Source organism: Streptomyces sp. NPDC046308, from assembly GCF_055588065.1.
In genome coordinates, this window is record NZ_JBVJFB010000005.1 from 454,005 (window position 1) to 469,268 (window position 15,264).

15 protein-coding genes are annotated in these 15,264 nt (G+C 72.2%); 7 read left to right on the forward strand and 8 right to left on the reverse strand.

The features are described 5' to 3' along the window. Nucleotides 1-123 precede the first annotated feature (123 nt). The 3 genes from ACZ6JT_RS22820 (at nucleotide 124) to ACZ6JT_RS22830 (ending at nucleotide 4,035) form a co-directional block, all read left to right on the forward strand. On the forward strand, nucleotides 124-2,646 hold the full coding sequence (locus ACZ6JT_RS22820) for a DEAD/DEAH box helicase (protein ID WP_469212323.1): 2,523 nt from the start codon (nucleotides 124-126) through the stop codon (nucleotides 2,644-2,646). A 64-nt stretch (nucleotides 2,647-2,710) separates the two neighbouring features. Next, the gene (locus ACZ6JT_RS22825) at nucleotides 2,711-3,625 is read left to right on the forward strand and encodes an acyl-CoA thioesterase (RefSeq protein WP_469212324.1); all 915 of its coding nucleotides are present in this window, start codon (nucleotides 2,711-2,713) and stop codon (nucleotides 3,623-3,625) included. 8 nt (nucleotides 3,626-3,633) lie between these two features. Then, the gene (locus tag ACZ6JT_RS22830) at nucleotides 3,634-4,035 is read left to right on the forward strand and encodes a YchJ family protein (protein ID WP_365481232.1); all 402 of its coding nucleotides are present in this window, start codon (nucleotides 3,634-3,636) and stop codon (nucleotides 4,033-4,035) included. Here ACZ6JT_RS22830 and ACZ6JT_RS22835 read toward each other — a convergent pair. Both ACZ6JT_RS22835 and ACZ6JT_RS22840 read right to left on the reverse strand, forming a co-directional pair. Further along, nucleotides 3,999-4,850 (reverse strand): DUF6397 family protein, encoded by an 852-nt coding sequence (locus tag ACZ6JT_RS22835; RefSeq protein ID WP_469212326.1) that lies wholly within the window; start codon nucleotides 4,848-4,850, stop codon nucleotides 3,999-4,001. The genes ACZ6JT_RS22830 and ACZ6JT_RS22835 overlap by 37 nt on opposite strands. Before the next feature lie 138 nt (nucleotides 4,851-4,988). Continuing rightward, nucleotides 4,989-5,387 carry a roadblock/LC7 domain-containing protein gene (locus tag ACZ6JT_RS22840; protein WP_030709095.1) on the reverse strand — a complete coding sequence of 133 codons (399 nt, stop codon included), beginning with the start codon at nucleotides 5,385-5,387 and terminating at the stop codon, nucleotides 4,989-4,991. Nucleotides 5,388-5,495: 108 nt separating this feature from the next. Between ACZ6JT_RS22840 and ACZ6JT_RS22845 the strand changes: the two genes are divergently transcribed. Continuing rightward, entirely contained in the window at nucleotides 5,496-5,933 is a 438-nt protein-coding gene (locus ACZ6JT_RS22845; protein ID WP_469212327.1) for a PPOX class F420-dependent oxidoreductase, read from the forward strand. 30 nt (nucleotides 5,934-5,963) lie between these two features. Here ACZ6JT_RS22845 and ACZ6JT_RS22850 read toward each other — a convergent pair whose 3' ends face one another. The 5 genes from ACZ6JT_RS22850 to ACZ6JT_RS22870 all read right to left on the reverse strand — a co-directional run bounded on the left by ACZ6JT_RS22850 (nucleotide 5,964) and on the right by ACZ6JT_RS22870 (nucleotide 11,128). Further along, nucleotides 5,964-6,653 (reverse strand): GTP-binding protein, encoded by a 690-nt coding sequence (locus ACZ6JT_RS22850; protein WP_469212329.1) that lies wholly within the window; start codon nucleotides 6,651-6,653, stop codon nucleotides 5,964-5,966. After that, a complete protein-coding gene (locus ACZ6JT_RS22855) occupies nucleotides 6,653-7,033 on the reverse strand; it encodes a DUF742 domain-containing protein (RefSeq protein WP_365481238.1) in 381 nt (126 codons plus the stop codon). Before ACZ6JT_RS22855 ends, ACZ6JT_RS22850 begins: the two co-directional genes overlap by 1 nt. A 17-nt stretch (nucleotides 7,034-7,050) precedes the next feature. Beyond that, complete coding sequence (locus tag ACZ6JT_RS22860) at nucleotides 7,051-7,494, reverse strand: roadblock/LC7 domain-containing protein (RefSeq protein WP_469212331.1); 444 nt, start codon at nucleotides 7,492-7,494, stop codon at nucleotides 7,051-7,053. Continuing rightward, nucleotides 7,494-10,184 carry a sensor histidine kinase gene (locus ACZ6JT_RS22865; RefSeq protein WP_469212332.1) on the reverse strand — a complete coding sequence of 897 codons (2,691 nt, stop codon included), beginning with the start codon at nucleotides 10,182-10,184 and terminating at the stop codon, nucleotides 7,494-7,496. The genes ACZ6JT_RS22860 and ACZ6JT_RS22865 overlap by 1 nt, the downstream gene beginning before the upstream one ends. A 161-nt stretch (nucleotides 10,185-10,345) precedes the next feature. Then, nucleotides 10,346-11,128, reverse strand: a complete 783-nt coding sequence (locus ACZ6JT_RS22870; protein WP_469212573.1) for an MHYT domain-containing protein — start codon at nucleotides 11,126-11,128, stop codon at nucleotides 10,346-10,348. Nucleotides 11,129-11,305: 177 nt separating this feature from the next. Between ACZ6JT_RS22870 and ACZ6JT_RS22875 the strand changes: the two genes are divergently transcribed. After that, nucleotides 11,306-11,905: a class I SAM-dependent methyltransferase gene (locus ACZ6JT_RS22875; RefSeq protein WP_469212334.1), complete on the forward strand. Its 600-nt coding sequence runs from the start codon at nucleotides 11,306-11,308 to the stop codon at nucleotides 11,903-11,905. A gap of 51 nt (nucleotides 11,906-11,956) precedes the next feature. On the opposite strand, the gene ACZ6JT_RS22880 is transcribed toward ACZ6JT_RS22875, so the two are convergent. Beyond that, on the reverse strand, nucleotides 11,957-12,871 hold the full coding sequence (locus ACZ6JT_RS22880; protein WP_469212336.1) for an oxygenase MpaB family protein: 915 nt from the start codon (nucleotides 12,869-12,871) through the stop codon (nucleotides 11,957-11,959). A 135-nt stretch (nucleotides 12,872-13,006) separates the two neighbouring features. Between ACZ6JT_RS22880 and ACZ6JT_RS22885 the strand changes: the two genes are divergently transcribed. Then, nucleotides 13,007-13,786, forward strand: coding sequence for a hypothetical protein (locus ACZ6JT_RS22885; RefSeq protein WP_469212338.1), 780 nt, complete (start codon nucleotides 13,007-13,009; stop codon nucleotides 13,784-13,786). Between the two features lie 339 nt (nucleotides 13,787-14,125). Then, a complete protein-coding gene (locus ACZ6JT_RS22890; RefSeq protein ID WP_469212340.1) occupies nucleotides 14,126-15,124 on the forward strand; it encodes a polyprenyl synthetase family protein in 999 nt (332 codons plus the stop codon). The last annotated feature ends 140 nt before the right edge of the window (nucleotides 15,125-15,264 follow it).

Here is a 15,264-nt window from a genome sequence, read left to right on the forward strand (position 1 = left end):
GTTGTGGTCGGGCCCCGTCGACTGTTTCGTTCGGGCCTCATCGACGGCACAGCGTACCGTCGGTGATCTTCCTCCCGTCCGCCGGTTCCCTGATCCGGGGGGAAGCCAGGCAAGATGGGGGGTGTGACCCTCATTGATCAGCTCCCGCCGAACGCCGACCCCGACGCCCTCTTCGAGGCTTTCTCCTCGTGGGCGGAGGACCAGGGCATCACCCTGTACCCGGCTCAGGAGGAGGCGCTGATCGAGGTCGTCTCCGGGGCGAACGTGATCCTGTCCACCCCGACCGGCTCCGGCAAGAGCCTCGTCGCGGCCGGCGCGCACTTCACGGCCCTGGCCCAGGACAAGGTCACCTTCTACACCGCCCCGATCAAGGCGCTGGTGTCGGAGAAGTTCTTCGACCTGTGCAAGCTCTTCGGAACCGAGAACGTCGGCATGCTGACCGGCGACGCCTCCGTGAACGCGGACGCCCCGGTGATCTGCTGCACCGCCGAGGTGCTGGCCTCCATCGCCCTGCGCGACGGCAAGCACGCCGACATCGGCCAGGTCGTGATGGACGAGTTCCACTTCTATGCCGAGCCGGACCGCGGCTGGGCCTGGCAGATCCCGCTGCTGGAGCTGCCGCAGGCGCAGTTCGTCCTGATGTCGGCGACCCTCGGCGACATGAAGCGGTTCGAGGAGGACCTGACCCGGCGCACCGGACGGCCCACCACCGTGGTGCGCTCCGCGACCCGGCCCGTCCCGCTGTCCTACGAGTACGTCACCACGCCGATCACCGACACGATCACCGAGCTGCTGGAGACCCGGCAGGCTCCGGTCTACATCGTGCACTTCACCCAGGCCCAGGCGGTCGAGCGGGCGCAGTCGCTCATGAGCATCAACATGTGCACCCGCGAGGAGAAGGACAGGATCCAGGACCTGATCGGCAACTTCCGCTTCACCACCAAGTTCGGCCAGAACCTCTCCCGCTACGTCCGGCACGGGATCGGCGTGCACCACGCCGGCATGCTGCCCAAGTACCGCCGCCTGGTGGAGAAGCTCGCCCAGGCCGGTCTGCTGAAGGTCATCTGCGGTACGGACACCCTCGGGGTCGGCGTCAACGTCCCGATCCGTACGGTGCTGTTCACCGCGCTCACCAAGTACGACGGCAACCGGGTCCGGACGCTGCGCGCCCGTGAGTTCCACCAGATCGCCGGCCGCGCCGGCCGGGCCGGCTTCGACACGGCGGGCTACGTGGTCGCGCAGGCGCCCGAGCACGTCATCGAGAACGAGAAGGCCCTCGCGAAGGCGGGCGACGACCCGAAGAAGCGCCGCAAGGTGGTGCGCAAGAAGGCCCCGGAGGGCTTCGTCGCCTGGTCGGACACCACCTTCGAGAAGCTCATCGCCGCCGACCCGGAGCCGCTGACCTCGCGCTTCAAGGTCACCAACATCATGCTGCTCTCGGTCATCGCCCGGCCGGGCGATGCCTTCAAGGCGATGCGGCACCTCCTCGAGGACAACCACGAGCCCCGCAAGGCGCAGATCCGGCACATCCGCCGGGCCATCGCGATCTACCGCTCGCTGCTGGACGGCGGTGTCGTCGAGAAGCTCGACACCCCGGACGCCGAGGGCCGCACCATCCGGCTCACCGTCGACCTCCAGCAGGACTTCGCGCTCAACCAGCCGCTGTCCACCTTCGCGCTGGCCTCCTTCGACCTGCTGGACCCCGAGTCCCCCTCCTACGCGCTGGACATGGTGTCCGTGGTGGAGTCCACGCTGGACGACCCGCGCCAGATCCTGGCCGCGCAGCAGAACAAGGAGCGCGGTATCCAGGTGGGCCAGATGAAGGCCGACGGCATCGAGTACGAGGAGCGGATGGAGCGGCTCCAGGAGGTCACCTATCCCAAGCCGCTCGAAGAGCTGCTCCTCCACGCCTACGACGTGTACGCCAAGAGCCACCCGTGGGTGCGCGACCACCCCGTCTCCCCGAAGTCGATCATCCGCGACATGTACGAACGCGCGATGACCTTCACCGAGTTCACCTCCTTCTACGAGCTGGCCCGCACCGAGGGCATCGTGCTGCGCTACCTGGCGAGCGCCTTCAAGGCGCTCGACCACACCATCCCGGACGACCTCAAGTCCGAGGACCTCCAGGACCTGATCGAATGGCTCGGCGAACTGGTCCGCCAGGTCGACTCCAGCCTGCTCGACGAGTGGGAGCAGCTGGCGAACCCCGAGGTGGAGACGGCGGAGCAGGCCCAGGAGAAGGCCGACCAGGTCAAGCCGGTCACCGCGAACGCGCGCGCCTTCCGCGTCCTGGTCCGCAACGCGATGTTCCGCCGGGTGGAGCTGGCCGCCCTCGACCACGTCAACGTGCTGGGCGAGCTGGACGCCGAGTCCGGCTGGGACGCCGACGCCTGGGGCGAGGCCATGGACGGGTACTGGGACGAGTACGACGACCTGGGCACCGGCCCCGACGCGCGCGGCCCCAGGCTGCTGCAGATCGAGGAGGACGCGGCGCACGGCTTGTGGCGCGTCCGCCAGACCTTCGCCGACCCCAACGGCGACCATGGCTGGGGCATCAGTGCCGAGGTCGACCTCGCGGCCTCCGACGAGGAGGGCCGGGCCGTCATCCGGGTCACCTCGGTCGGCGAGCTCGGCGCCCGCTGACCCGCTCCGGCCTTCCGCCGGCCCGCCCGGACACCCGCCCGGACCCGACTGTGGAGATCCTCTGATGACGAACCCCGCCGAGAGACTGGTCGATCTGCTCGATCTGGAGCAGATCGAGGTCAACATCTTCCGCGGCGCAAGCCCCCAGGAGTCCCTCCAGCGCGTGTTCGGCGGCCAGGTCGCCGGCCAGGCGCTGGTGGCGGCGGGCCGCACCGTCGAGAGCGACCGCCCGGTCCACTCGCTGCACGCGTACTTCTTGCGCCCCGGGATCCCCGGGGTGCCGATCGTGTACCAGGTGGAGCGGGTGCGCGACGGGCGTTCCTTCACCACGCGCCGGGTCACCGCGGTCCAGCAGGGCAAGACGATCTTCAATCTCACCGCCTCCTTCCATCATCCGGAGGAGGGCAGCATCGAGCACCAGCTGCCTCCTCACCACGTCCCCCACCCGGACACGCTCCCCAAGGTCGCGGACGAGATCCGCGAGCACCTCGGGGCGCTGCCGGAGGCCCTGGAGCGGATGGCCCGCCGCCAGCCCTTCGACATCCGGTACGTGAACCGGCTCCGCTGGACTCCCGAGGAGCTCAAGGGCGCCGACCCCCGCAGCGCGGTGTGGATGCGCGCGGTCGGCCCGCTGGGCGACGACCCGCTCGTGCACACCTGCGCCCTCACCTACGCCAGTGACATGACCCTCCTCGATGCCGTGCGCATCCCCGTGGAACCCCTCTGGGGGATGCGCGGTTTCGACATGGCCTCGCTCGACCACGCCATGTGGTTCCACCGGCCGTTCCGGGCGGACGAGTGGTTCCTGTACGACCAGGAGTCGCCCATCGCGCACGGCGGTCGCGGTCTCGCCCGGGGCCGCATCTACGACGTGGAGGGCAGGCTGCTGGTCTCCGTGGTCCAGGAGGGCCTCTTCCGTCCGTACCCCGCCAAGCCGGCCGATCCCGCCCGGCCGTCCGAGCCCGCCCCGAAGAACTGAGCACGCCCATGCCCACCCCCGCCGTTCCCTGCCCCTGCGGGCTGCCCGCCGCGTACCCGGAGTGCTGCGGCCGCTTCCACTCCGGTGCCCAGCAGGCACCCACCGCCGAGCGCCTGATGCGCTCCCGGTTCAGCGCCTTCGCCGTCGGCGACACCGCCTACCTGCTGCGCTCCTGGCACCCCTCGACCCGTCCCGCCCATCTCGACCTGGACCCGGGGCAGCGCTGGGAGCGGCTGGAGATCCTCGCCACCGAGCGCGGCGGGATGTTCGAGACGGAGGGCTCGGTGGAGTTCCGCGCCCACTACCGCGAGGGCCGGCACACCGGCTCGCTGCACGAGCACAGCAGCTTCTCGCGCGAGGCGGGAGCGTGGGTCTACGTCGGCCCGCTCTCCCCCGTCGACTTCGACTGACCCCGCGCCCCCGTCAGGGCGAAGTCCAGACTGCTGCGATACCAGTGGACCTCCTCCGGCGGCCCCGCCTTCAGCAGCCGCAGCGCCACCGCGGCGGACGCCGGCACCTGCGGATGCCCGTAGGGCGGGGGCGGTGCGAGCGCGGCCAGGACGATCCGCTCCCCCGGGTCGGGCACGGCGGCCCGCAGCTCCTCCTCCGGCAGCACGGAGGCCAGTACGGCGGCGCGCTCCCAGGGGTCGGCGGTACGTCTCAGCAGCAGCCCGACGTGCCGCCCCCGCCACCTGCGCGGGCGCAGGTCCTCCTTGGCCGCCATCAGCTCCCGGTCGGCCTCCGGCGCGGTCCCTCGCAGCATCCCGGGCTCACGCGACGCGAACGCCCTTAGTTCCGCGGCCAGATAGAGCCACACCACGGCCCGGTACCGGTTGATCCGGTAGCCCACCGGGGTGACGTGCCCGCAGCGCGCGAGGCGGGTGAACCGGCTCGGGCCGATCCCGAGCACCCCGGCCCCGGCCTCCGCTCCGGCGACGGCCTCGACCCGCTCGCGCAGTGCGTCCGCTCCGCCCGCGGCCGACCTGGCCAGGTCCAGCTCCGCCCGTGCGTATCGCGCGGCCCCGCCCGCGGTCGGCCGCGCCGACCGCACCATCCCCAGCTGGACCGCCCGGGCGAACTCGCCTCGGGTCAGACCCAGTTCCCCTGCGGCCTGCACGCCGCCCACCAGTACTCCGGCGTCACCGTCGGCGCCTTCGGCAGCCGCCTCCCGCCCCGCGCGCACGGCCACTTCGACGTCCCGCAGCACGGTCCCCATCTGCATCATCACGGTCCTCCCCCACGAGCAGCGATTACTCTGTGTGAAGACCGTAACCCAGCGCAACGACATCCGCGCCGCCTGTGGATAACTCTCCGGAGCGCCCGCACCCCCCGCCGGAATCAGCCGCCGGAATCAGCCGCCGGATCAGCCGCCGGTGATGCGCCGTTCCGCGACGCCCAGGTGCTCGCCCACCCGGTTGACCAGCAGCGTCATCTCGTACGCGACCTGACCGATGTCCGCCTCGGCCGCGCTCAGCACGCACAGGCAGCTGCCGGCCCCCGCCGCCATGACGAAGAGGACCCCCTCGTCGTACTCGATCATCGTCTGGCGGACCTCGCCGGCCCTGAAGTGCCGCCCGGACCCCTTCGCCAGGCTCTGCAGACCGGCCGCGACGGCCGCCAGGTGCTCGGCGTCCTCCCGCGCCAGTCCCGCACTCGCCCCGGTCACCAGGCCGTCGTTGGACAGCACCACCGCGTGCCGCACCTGCTGGACCCTGCGCGTCAGGTCGTCCAGCAGCCAGTCCAGTTGCTTGTCCAGTGCCATTCCCAGCCCCTCCCCGTCGACGTGGCCGACCCGGCCGCGCCCCCACCCCTCGTAACTCGTGTCGCAAGCCTTCCCCACCAGCGCCTTTCGGGCAAGGAGGATGTCTCCATGGCGAAGAAGATGACTCAAGAGGAATGGCGGGCATTCGTCTCCCACTCCACCCGCACCGGAAAGCTCTCCACCGTCCGCGAGGACGGGAGCCCCCACATCGCTCCCATCTGGTTCGTGCTCGACGGAGATTCCTTCGTGTTCAACACCGGCAAGGACACCGTCAAGGGGCGCAACCTGGCCCGTGACGGCCGGGTCGCGCTCTGCGTGGACGACGACCAGCCGCCCTTCTCGTACGTCGTGCTCCAGGGCCGCGCCGAGATCACCGGATACGCCGACGACGCCGACGAGTTGCTCGGCTGGGCGACGCGCATCGGCGCCCGCTACATGGGCGAGGAGCGCGCCGAGGCCTTCGGTCGCCGCAATGCCGTCCCGAGCGAGCTCCTCGTGCGGGTCCCGATCGACAAGGTGATCGCCCTCGCCGGCATCGCGGACTGACCGGTCGGCGGAGCCGCGGCCGCGGGCCCCTCACACGGAATCGGCCTGCGGCTCCACCGAGTCGAGCAGCCGGGCGGTGTGCACCCGCCCGGCGTACTCGACCAGCCTGATCAGCACTTCCTTCCCCGAGTCCTTGTCCCGCGCGTCACACAGCACCACCGGCGTCCCCTGGTCGAGGTCCAGCGCCCGCGACACGTCGTGCGCCCCGTACCGCCGTGCGTCCGTGAAGCAGTTGACGGCCACCACGAAGGGGATGCGCCGGTGCTCGAAGTAGTCCACCGCCGGGAAGCAGTCCTCCAGCCGCCGCGTGTCGGCGAGCACCACCGCGCCGAGCGCGCCCTGCGACAACTCGTCCCACAGGAACCAGAACCGGTCCTGCCCGGGGGTGCCGAACAGGTACAGCGACAGCCCGGACCGGATGGTGATCCGCCCGAAGTCCATGGCCACGGTCGTCGTCGTCTTCTGGGCCACGCCGTCGGTGTCGTCGACCAGTTCGCCCGCCTCGCTCAGCAGCTCCTCCGTCCGCAGCGGCCGGATCTCGCTCACCGCACCCACCAGCGTGGTCTTGCCGACGCCGAAGCCGCCCGCCACGAGGATCTTCAGTGCGAGCGAAGCCAGTTCGTCGTCATCCCCGGGGTCGGGATCCAGGTCCACGTCCACGTCCACATCGACGTCCGGGCGCGGGCCCGTTCCGGCAGGTCCGTTGTCTTGCTGTCCCATCAAAGCGCTCGCAATCCCTCGATGACTTCACGCAGAATCCGCTCGTCCGGCAGCTGCGCGGGCGGTACCGGCCGGCTCACCTTGACGTGACCGCCCTCCAGCAGGTCCCCGAGGAGGACCCGGACCACCCCCACGGGCAGGTCGGCGTCGGCGGCGAGCTCCGCCACCGACTGGGTCTCGGACCGGCAGAGTCCGAGCAACGCCCGGTGCTCGGGGCCGAGCAACGATTCGGCCGCCTCGTCCGTGCCCTCCGGGTCCACCACGACCAGGGCGATCAGGTCGAAGCGCACCCCGTGGGGTCCCGGCTTCGTACGCCCGCCGGTCATGGCGTACGGGCGGACGAGCGGGCCCGCTTCGGCGTCGTACCACTGGCCGTTCATGTCCCGGACCGCCGCCCTCAGCCGGCGGCCGGCGGCCGCGCCGCGAACCGGGGCGGCGTGTAGAGGTGCTCGCCGACCCGCTTCACCAGCCGGGCCATCTCGTAGGCGATGAGACCGATGTCGGCACTGGCGGCGCTGAGCACGGCGAGGCAGGAGCCGTCCCCGGCGGCCGCGACGAAGAGGAAGCCCTCGTCCATCTCGACCATCGTCTGGCGCACGCCCCCGGCGTGGAAGTGCCGGCCCGCGCCCTTGGCCAGGCTGTGGAAGCCGGAGGCCACCGCCGCCAGGTGCTCGGCGTCCTCCCGGCTGAGCGCGCTGGAGGCGCCGACCGCCAGCCCGTCGTTGGAGAGGACCACGGCGTGCCGGACCTCTCGGACCCGGCGCACCATGTCGTCCAGCAGCCAGTCCAGTTCGCCGGACCTGTGCACGCCGTCGAGGCCGATCCTCTGGTGTTCGATCATCACAGTTCTCCTTCGCTGCCTGCGTGGGGGGAGTTCTCCTCGGCGCCTCGGACCCAGCCGGCCCGGTACGCCGCCATCCGGTCCCGGGCCTGCTCGGGGCTGCGGCCCGGCGGGTCCTCGGGGAGGCGGCCCCCGGCCGGGGCCTTCGGGGCGGGGGCCTCACGGAGCTGCGGGACGAGGCTGGCCTGGCGCACCCGCCGCGGCAGCTCCGTCACCGAGGCCGAAGGGGCCGAAGAGGCCGAAGGGGCCGAAGGGACCCAAGGGGCCGTAGAGGTCGACCGGGCGGGGTGGGCCGACGGGCCCGCCGGGCCCGAGGGCGCGGAGGAGGCGGAAGCGGCGGAGGGGGTCGACGCCTGGGTACGGGCCGCCGCGCCGCCGGGACCGCGCGGCCGCAGCGGGGCCACCGGGGCCGGGCGCGGCTCCTCGGGTGCGGGGGTCCGCTCCGGGGCCGGGATGTCGCGCGCGTCCTCCCGTACCGCCGAGCCGCGCGCGTCCTCCCGTACGACGGCCATGGCGGGCGGCGCCTGCGACTGCGGCGGCGCCGCCGCGGCCGACCGTTCGTGACCGGGGCCGGGGCCGGAGCCGGGAGCAGGTGCGGAAGCGGGAGCGGGGCCGGGGCCGGAGCCGGGCGCGCCGCCGGTGAGGGCGCCCTGGAGCATCGAGTTCGGCAGCAGCACCACCGCGGTGGTGCCGCCGTACGGCGACGTCCGCAGGTGCACCTTCACTCCGTGGCGGGCGGCGAGGCGGCTGACCACGAAGAGACCGAGCCGGTCGCTGTCGAAGAGGTCGAGCGCCTCGGACTGCTCGATGCGCCGGTTGGCGTCGCCGAGGGATTCGCGGCCCATGCCGAGCCCGCGGTCCTCGACCTCCAGGACGTAGCCGGCGCCGACGGGTTCGCCGCTGACCCGGACCTTGGTGTGCGGAGGGGAGAACTGTGCGGCGTTCTCGATGAGTTCGGCGAGCAGGTGGGTGAGGTCGGCGACGGCGCCCCCGACCACCGCGGCCTCGGCGAGCTGGCGGACTTCGATGCGCGGGTACTCCTCGATCTCGGAGACCGCGGCCCGTACGACGTTCGTGAGGGGGACGGGCATCCGCCAGGCACGGCCCGGGGCCGCGCCCGACAGGATGATCAGGCTTTCGGCGTGCCGGCGCATCCGGGTCGTGAGGTGGTCGAGGCGGAAGAGGTCGCCGAGCTCGTTCGGGTCGTCGGCGCGCCGTTCCATCGAGTCGAGCAGGGTGAGCTGCTTGTGCACGAGGACCTGACTGCGGCGCGCGAGGTTGACGAAGACGCCGGAGATTCCGCTGGCCAGTTCCGCCCGCTCGACGGCGGCGCTGAGCGCGGCCCGGTGGACGGTGCCGAGCGCCTCGCCGACCTGGGTGATCTCGTCGTCGGCGGGCGGCCCGGGCGGGGTCTCGGCGGTGACGTCGATGTCCTCGCCGGCGCGCAGCCGTTCCATCGCCTGCGGGAGTTTGCGGTGGGCGATCTCCAGGGCGGTGTTGCGCAGCGAGACGAGTTCCACGACCAGTGCGCGGCCGATCCGTACGGAGATGACGAGCGAGGCGGCGACGGCCGCCAGGCCCAGCAGTACGGCGGCGCCGGCCGGGCTGAGCGCCCCTTCGGCGAACGGGTCGGCGCGGTCGGCGGCAGTGGCGTGCGCGGCCTCCTCGATCTCCCGCATCGAGGCACCGATGCCGGCGTGCGCGGCCTCCCAGCCGGCGGGTGCCCCCCGGCTGTCCTTGGAGGTGCCGGCGGACAGGGCCCGGTCCTCGGCGCCGGTGAGGTCGGCGTAGGCGGCGCTCTTGGCGACGGCCTCCCATGCGGCCTGCTGGTCGGCGGGGAGGTCGCGGGCGGCGGAGTCGGTGAGGCTGCGGCGGGACTCGATGGCGCCGGTCAGCAGCCGAAGCGTTTCGGCGTTGCGCGGGCCCGGCAGGGCGAGCAGGGCGTCCTCCCGCGACAGGAGTTCCCCGGCGCGGGCGAATTCGAGCAGGACCCGGGCGTCGGGGCCGAGTTCGGCGTCCTCGCCGCCGGTCAGCGCCCCGCCCACGGCGAAGGCGGAGTCGACCACGCGGGTGTAGATCTCGTAGGCCGCCTCGGGGGTGGCGCGGCGGTCGGTGATGTCCTTGCGGGCCGATCCCAGGGCCTCGGCGGCGACGACGAACTCACCCAGGCGGACCACGATGTCGGAGCGGTAGTCGCCGGAGTCGGCGACGGTGTGGCGGTCGCCGAGCCGCAGCCGCCGGACTGCGCTGTCGGTGCGGCGGGCCTGCTGGTCCAGCGCGCCCGGGTCGGCGGCGGGGTCGGCGAGGAGCCGGACGGCGGCCCGCCGCTCGGCCTGGAGTTCGGTGACGGCGGCGGCGACGGGCGTGCGTATCTCCGCGTCGGTCTGGTGGACGCGGCTGAGGCGGGCGATGTCCTGGGCGGTGGTGACGGTGGCGAAGGCCCAGAGCGCGAGGAGCGAGACGACCGGGACCATCAGCAGCGAGACGATCTTCGCGCGGACGGTGGCGGGGCGCAGCCGCGGCCGGAAGCCGCGTGCGCGCGGGGCAGCCTGGGCACCCGGGAGGGGCTGGTGGGACTGGTGTTCCGCCGTTTCCTCGGCGGGCGGTCCGGCGTGGGCCCGGCGGCCGCGTGCCGGGGGCGCGGGCAGCCGCGGCGCCGCTGCTTCCGGTCTTCTGCGGGGTGTTCGCATGGGCTCCTCGTTCCGGGTGGTGCCTGCGCGTGCGGCGACGGTGGCGGCGGCAGCAGTGGTGGCGGTGGCGACGGTGGTTCGGTGCGGGTGAAGCGGCGGCGGAGCCCACGGACCGGGACCCGCGGCCGCGAGGGGGGCGGGAGCGCGGGAGCCCGGCCGGCTCAGTGGGCGGTCACGGGGTGCTCCCCGAGATGCCGGGCGGCCGAAGCGGACGCGGCCCTTTCGTCGGCCGTCGGGGAGAGCGCGACGAAGGCGGCGGTGATGAACAGGTAGGAGCCCAGGCCCACGGCGAGCGGGAAGATGAACTGCATGGCCGTGGCGCCGGGCAGGGCCGCGTCCGAGGGGGTGACGCCGACCGCGACGGCCGCCATCCCGGTGTAGTGCATGCTGCTGACCGCGGCGCCCATGACGAGCGAGGCGACGGCGACGGCCACCGGTGACTTGATGTTGAGCGCGGCCCACAGGGCTGCGGTGGCCGCGATCACGGCGATGACCACGGAGAGGGCCACGGTGAGCGGATCGTAGGAGACCTCGCCGTGCAGCCGCAGGGCCGCCATGCCCAGGTAGTGCATGCTGGCGACGCCCAGTCCGGTGGTGAGACCGCCCAGGACGAGCGAGCGGCCGCGCTCCTTGCCGTAGCCGACGGCGAAGACCCCGGCGCCGACGACGAGCATGGCGACGAGCAGGCTGAGGATGGTGAGCGGCACGTTGTAGTGGATCTCGGTGCCGTTGACCTCGAAGCCGAGCATCGCGACGAAGTGCATCGTCCAGATGCCGGTGCCGATGGCGGAGGCCGCGGTGAGGAGCCAGTTGCGGCGGGAGGCGCCGGTGGCGGCGAGCGCGCGGACGGTGCAGCGCAGGCCGAGGGCGGCGCCGATCGATGCCATCACGTATGACAGCACGGGTGTGAGCCACCCGTAGGCGGCGTGGTCCAGATGTCCCAGGTGTCCCATGGCCACCGGACGCTAGTCCGGGTGAGAGTGCGAACAGGGGGCGCATTCCGAAAGACGCTGTAACTGCTGGAATATGACAGAGCTACGTTCATCTTCGATCACACCACGTGCCACCTTGCGCACGGTCCGCAGGCACGCGGGCGCACGCCGGTGCGGGATCATGGGCGCATGAGCGAAGACCACACGCACGTGCAGGAGTTCTTCGGGGCGCGCGCCGCCGACTGGGACCGCAAGTTCCCCGGCGACGGCCCCGCCTTCACCACCGCCGTGGCCGAGTTCGGGCTGCGGACCGGCGACCGCGTGCTCGACGCGGGCTGCGGCACGGGCCGGGCGATGACCGCGCTGCGGGCCGCCGTGGGACCCGGCGGAACGGTGCTCGGCGCCGACCTCACCCCGCAGATGCTGGCCGCCGCGCAGCGGGCCGGGCGGGGTGCGGAGGGCGCCCTGCTGCTCGCCGACGTGGCCCGGCTGCCCTTGCGCGACGGGGTGCTGGACGCGGTGTTCGCCGCCGGGCTCATCGCCCACCTGCCCGACCCCGGGGCGAACCTGAGCGAGCTCGCCCGGGTGGTCCGCCCCGGCGGCCGGCTCGCCCTCTTTCACCCGATCGGGCGAGCGGCCCTCGCCGCGCGCCACGGCCGCGAGCTGACCCCCGAGGACCTGCGGGCCGAGCACAACCTCGGCCCGCTGCTGGCGGGTTCCGGCTGGGAGATGACCTCGTACGCCGACGAGGACGACCGCTTCCTGGTGCTGGCCGTGCGCCACCCGTGACATGCGTTCCTACGTCGCCTCCGCGCCCGGGATCCGCGGACGCCCCCGGGATCAGGCCGGAGGCTGTGCTTCCGCTCCGGCGGGCCGGCGGGGGTGGGGAACGGGGCAGCCGCCCGAGCCCGGCACCGGGAACGTCCCGAGCTCACCGACGTCGTAGCCGTCGGGGTAGCCCTTGATCTCCGGGTTCTGGCGGGCGTAGTGCGGCTCCCGGCGCGGCGGCAGCAGGCGCACCGCACGCCCGCGCAGCCGCAGGGCGCCGTGGACCAGCCGCCGGATCCGGGGGCGCGGGGCCTCGTACCGGAAGGCGCCGAGCAGCGGCTCGTCGAGGAGGGCGAGGCTCGCGCGGCGCACGGCGGGGGCGAGCGGGGCCGGGTACCAGGAGGCCATCAGGTCGAGCGTGGAGTCGGCGACCTTGCGGGCTCCCTCGTCCCAGCCGAAGTGCGCCTCCTCGTAGGTGTCCAAGGCCTCTTCGAACTCCTCGTAGGAGTCCGGGATGTCCGTGATGCCCAGGTGGCGACCGAGGGTGGCGTAGTAGTTCGCGCAGGCCCGGCGCTCGTGGTGGGTGAGCGTGCGCCAGCCGTAGGCGTCGAGCCAGCGCGCCGGGATGACCACGAAAGTGGACAGGACGTAGCGCATGTCCTCGTTGGAGATGTCGTAGCTGCGGTGCATCTGGTTGACGCGGCGGATCGCGGTGCGCGCGGTGTCGCTCTCGAAGCCGTGCTCGACGACCGCGTCGAGGAGCAGCGCCGTGTCGTCGTACCGCTTCTGGGTCCGGTCGATGAACTCGGCGGTCTCGGCCAGCAGACCGCCGATGCTGGGCACGGCATATGTCCGGAAGAGGGCGAGTTCCAGGGCCCGGGTGAAGTCCCAGGGGAACTCGTAGGTGGCGGTGAGCCGGTAGATGGCGAGGAAGTCCTTGTCGGGGTCGAGACGGAGGATTTCCCTCAGCCGGTCGTAACGCTGCACCGGGTGTCCCTTTCTGTGGCGGGTTCCCAACTCTACGTGCAGGTAGCAGCCTTGGAAATCGTCGCCCGCCAGCTCTCGACGCACGGGTTACCCGCTGGTTAAGGTGCGCCGACGAAAGAGCTACCAGGAGGCCAGGTGTCCGACGACGAGGGTGGCGGCTCCCTGTACGTGCTGACCGCCGTACTGCTGACGCCCGCGCAGTTCCCCAGCATCCTGGGCGACGACTTCCCCGAGGCCTGCTCCCTGCTGGGCGTGCCCCCGGTCGGGGACGGGTACGGGCTGGTGCTCGGCCAGGACGAGGAGGGCGCGCGCTGGACGGTCGTCGTGGACGACGTCTCGCTCGTGGCCACGGCCATCGCCTCCTGGGACTGCGGGATGGAGTACGACCTGTCCCCCGACGAGCGGTCGATCGTGGTCTCACTGGCGGGCTGGCCGCTGGAGCTGTCGGTCGCGGCGGCCGGGATCCCCGAGCCGCACGATCCGGAGCAGGGTGCGGACGGCACGGGGCGTGTTCCGCTGGCGCCGCCCTCCGCGGAGGCGTGGGGGCCGGTGCAGCGCCGGATGGGCGCGGATCAGATCGCGCGGGAGTGGTCGGACTGGCGCGAGCGCGAGGCCACGGACGGCGGGGCGGCGGCCGCCGCGCACCCCGGGCTCGCCCGGGCACTGGAGGAGGCCCTGGAGTACACGCGGACCCCACCGCCGCCGGGCCGGGTGCGGTCCTCCTTCGCCGGCGAGGGGGCGCGCACCCTGCGGGTGGACGGGCCGGGCTGGTCGCTGGTGGGACGGACCGGCGACGCCGCCTTCGTCCTGCTGGACGAGGAGCCGAGCGAGGTCCTCACCGTCCCCCGCGAGGGGGATCCGGGCCTGCCGGAGCTGTTGACGGCGCTGGACCGGGTCGCGGTCCGACCGTCCTGAAGCGCTGCGGATGTCCACCTGGTGGGACCGGACGAGGTGGAGGGAACCGGCCCCCGATCCGAGGGGGGACAGGGCCGAGTTCGGGCCACGGGGTGGACCGCGGCGGACGACATGGGCGTCGGCCTTGATCCACGGCCATTACCGGGCAGTTCGCCGGCGCCGGGCGGGCCGGCGCCACCGGCGGCAACAACCCATGACCGAAAAGAATCGGCCAGACGGACTGAAAATCGCTCTGGATCCCCTTCCTCCGGAATGATCGAATCGGCCAGTCACGCGGCTCAAAGGGTGCGCACCTCACCCCTTCAGCCCATTCCACGACGGAGGCCGCTCTTGAATTCCATGTCGTACCTGGATCTGCACCGGGAAGTCGCACAAGACATCGATGCGGAGATCGAAACCGCCCTGAAGCGGCTCGGTCCGCTGGCGGGCACCACACGGAACACGGTGGCCAAGCTCTTGGAGCAAAGGAAACTGAGACATCCCCTCTCGGTGCTGCCTCTGCTCACGCACGCCATAGAGACGGGAAATCCCGGGCCGGCCATCCCGCTGTCCGCCGTGCACCTCCTGTGGTGGACCTCGGCCTGCTACCTCGATGATCTGGCGGACGCGAACGGCACGTCGATCTGCGGCGAGCTCACCGAGAACGAGGCGCTGCTCGCCTCCGTCATCACGGGTAACGCGCTCCCCATTCAGATCGTCCTGTCACAGGAACTTCCGGAGGGGGCGCGCAGCGCGCTGATAACGGAGATCCTGAACGGGTGGATCATTGGCGTCGACGGTCAGATCGATGACATGTGCGGGGACATCTGCAGCGCCTCGCGCAAATCGGTGATCGAGACGTATCGCGGCAAATCCGGCGCACCTTTCGGAATGATCACGGCAATGGCCGCGATATTCTCGGGCACGACGGCGGAGAAGGTGGAGCTGTGGCGTGAATTCGGCTACGTCTTCGGCATCCTGTGGCAAATCTTCAACGACCAGGAAGACATCCTGTCCGGTCGTGACGAGGACCTGCTCAACGGCACGGTGACGTACCTGCTCGCCTCGGTGCTGGAGGACGCCTCGCCCGCTTCCCGCGAGCACATGCTGGGGCTGTGCTCCGCCGCCGCACACTCGATTCCGGCCAGGGCGGAACTCGCGAGCCTCCTGCGGACGCCCGTCGCCCTCGACCGCTACCGGGCGGAGATCGACGGCTTCCGCGCGGAGGCCTACCGCATCCTGGACGAACTGGGCGGCGACGGGACCTACTTGCAGGTACTCCGGCACCTGGTGGACCACGCGTCCCAGATGCTGCTCGAAGCGGACCTCGAGCCGGCCACCGCGAGCGACGCCGCCTGATCCCGCCGCCCGGCGGGGACACGCCGAAACCCCTCGACCCCTCGCCACACCGAAAGACCCGCCCCGCGGCCGCACCTGCCGGGCTCCGCACCGCACCCGGAGCCCGGCCTCTCCATGGGGTACCCGGTCAGGCACGGGGT

Coding starts and splice junctions, on each gene's coding strand:
- ACZ6JT_RS22860 (WP_469212331.1), bottom strand. CDS start 7,494: ATGATCGAACACCAGAGGATCGGCCTCGACGGCGTGCACAGGTCCGGC.
- ACZ6JT_RS22830 (WP_365481232.1), top strand. CDS start 3,634: ATGCCCACCCCCGCCGTTCCCTGCCCCTGCGGGCTGCCCGCCGCGTAC.
- ACZ6JT_RS22835 (WP_469212326.1), bottom strand. CDS start 4,850: ATGATGCAGATGGGGACCGTGCTGCGGGACGTCGAAGTGGCCGTGCGC.
- ACZ6JT_RS22875 (WP_469212334.1), top strand. CDS start 11,306: ATGAGCGAAGACCACACGCACGTGCAGGAGTTCTTCGGGGCGCGCGCC.
- ACZ6JT_RS22890 (WP_469212340.1), top strand. CDS start 14,126: ATGTCGTACCTGGATCTGCACCGGGAAGTCGCACAAGACATCGATGCG.
- ACZ6JT_RS22840 (WP_030709095.1), bottom strand. CDS start 5,387: ATGGCACTGGACAAGCAACTGGACTGGCTGCTGGACGACCTGACGCGC.
- ACZ6JT_RS22825 (WP_469212324.1), top strand. CDS start 2,711: ATGACGAACCCCGCCGAGAGACTGGTCGATCTGCTCGATCTGGAGCAG.
- ACZ6JT_RS22855 (WP_365481238.1), bottom strand. CDS start 7,033: ATGAACGGCCAGTGGTACGACGCCGAAGCGGGCCCGCTCGTCCGCCCG.
- ACZ6JT_RS22850 (WP_469212329.1), bottom strand. CDS start 6,653: ATGGGACAGCAAGACAACGGACCTGCCGGAACGGGCCCGCGCCCGGAC.
- ACZ6JT_RS22865 (WP_469212332.1), bottom strand. CDS start 10,184: ATGCGAACACCCCGCAGAAGACCGGAAGCAGCGGCGCCGCGGCTGCCC.
- ACZ6JT_RS22845 (WP_469212327.1), top strand. CDS start 5,496: ATGGCGAAGAAGATGACTCAAGAGGAATGGCGGGCATTCGTCTCCCAC.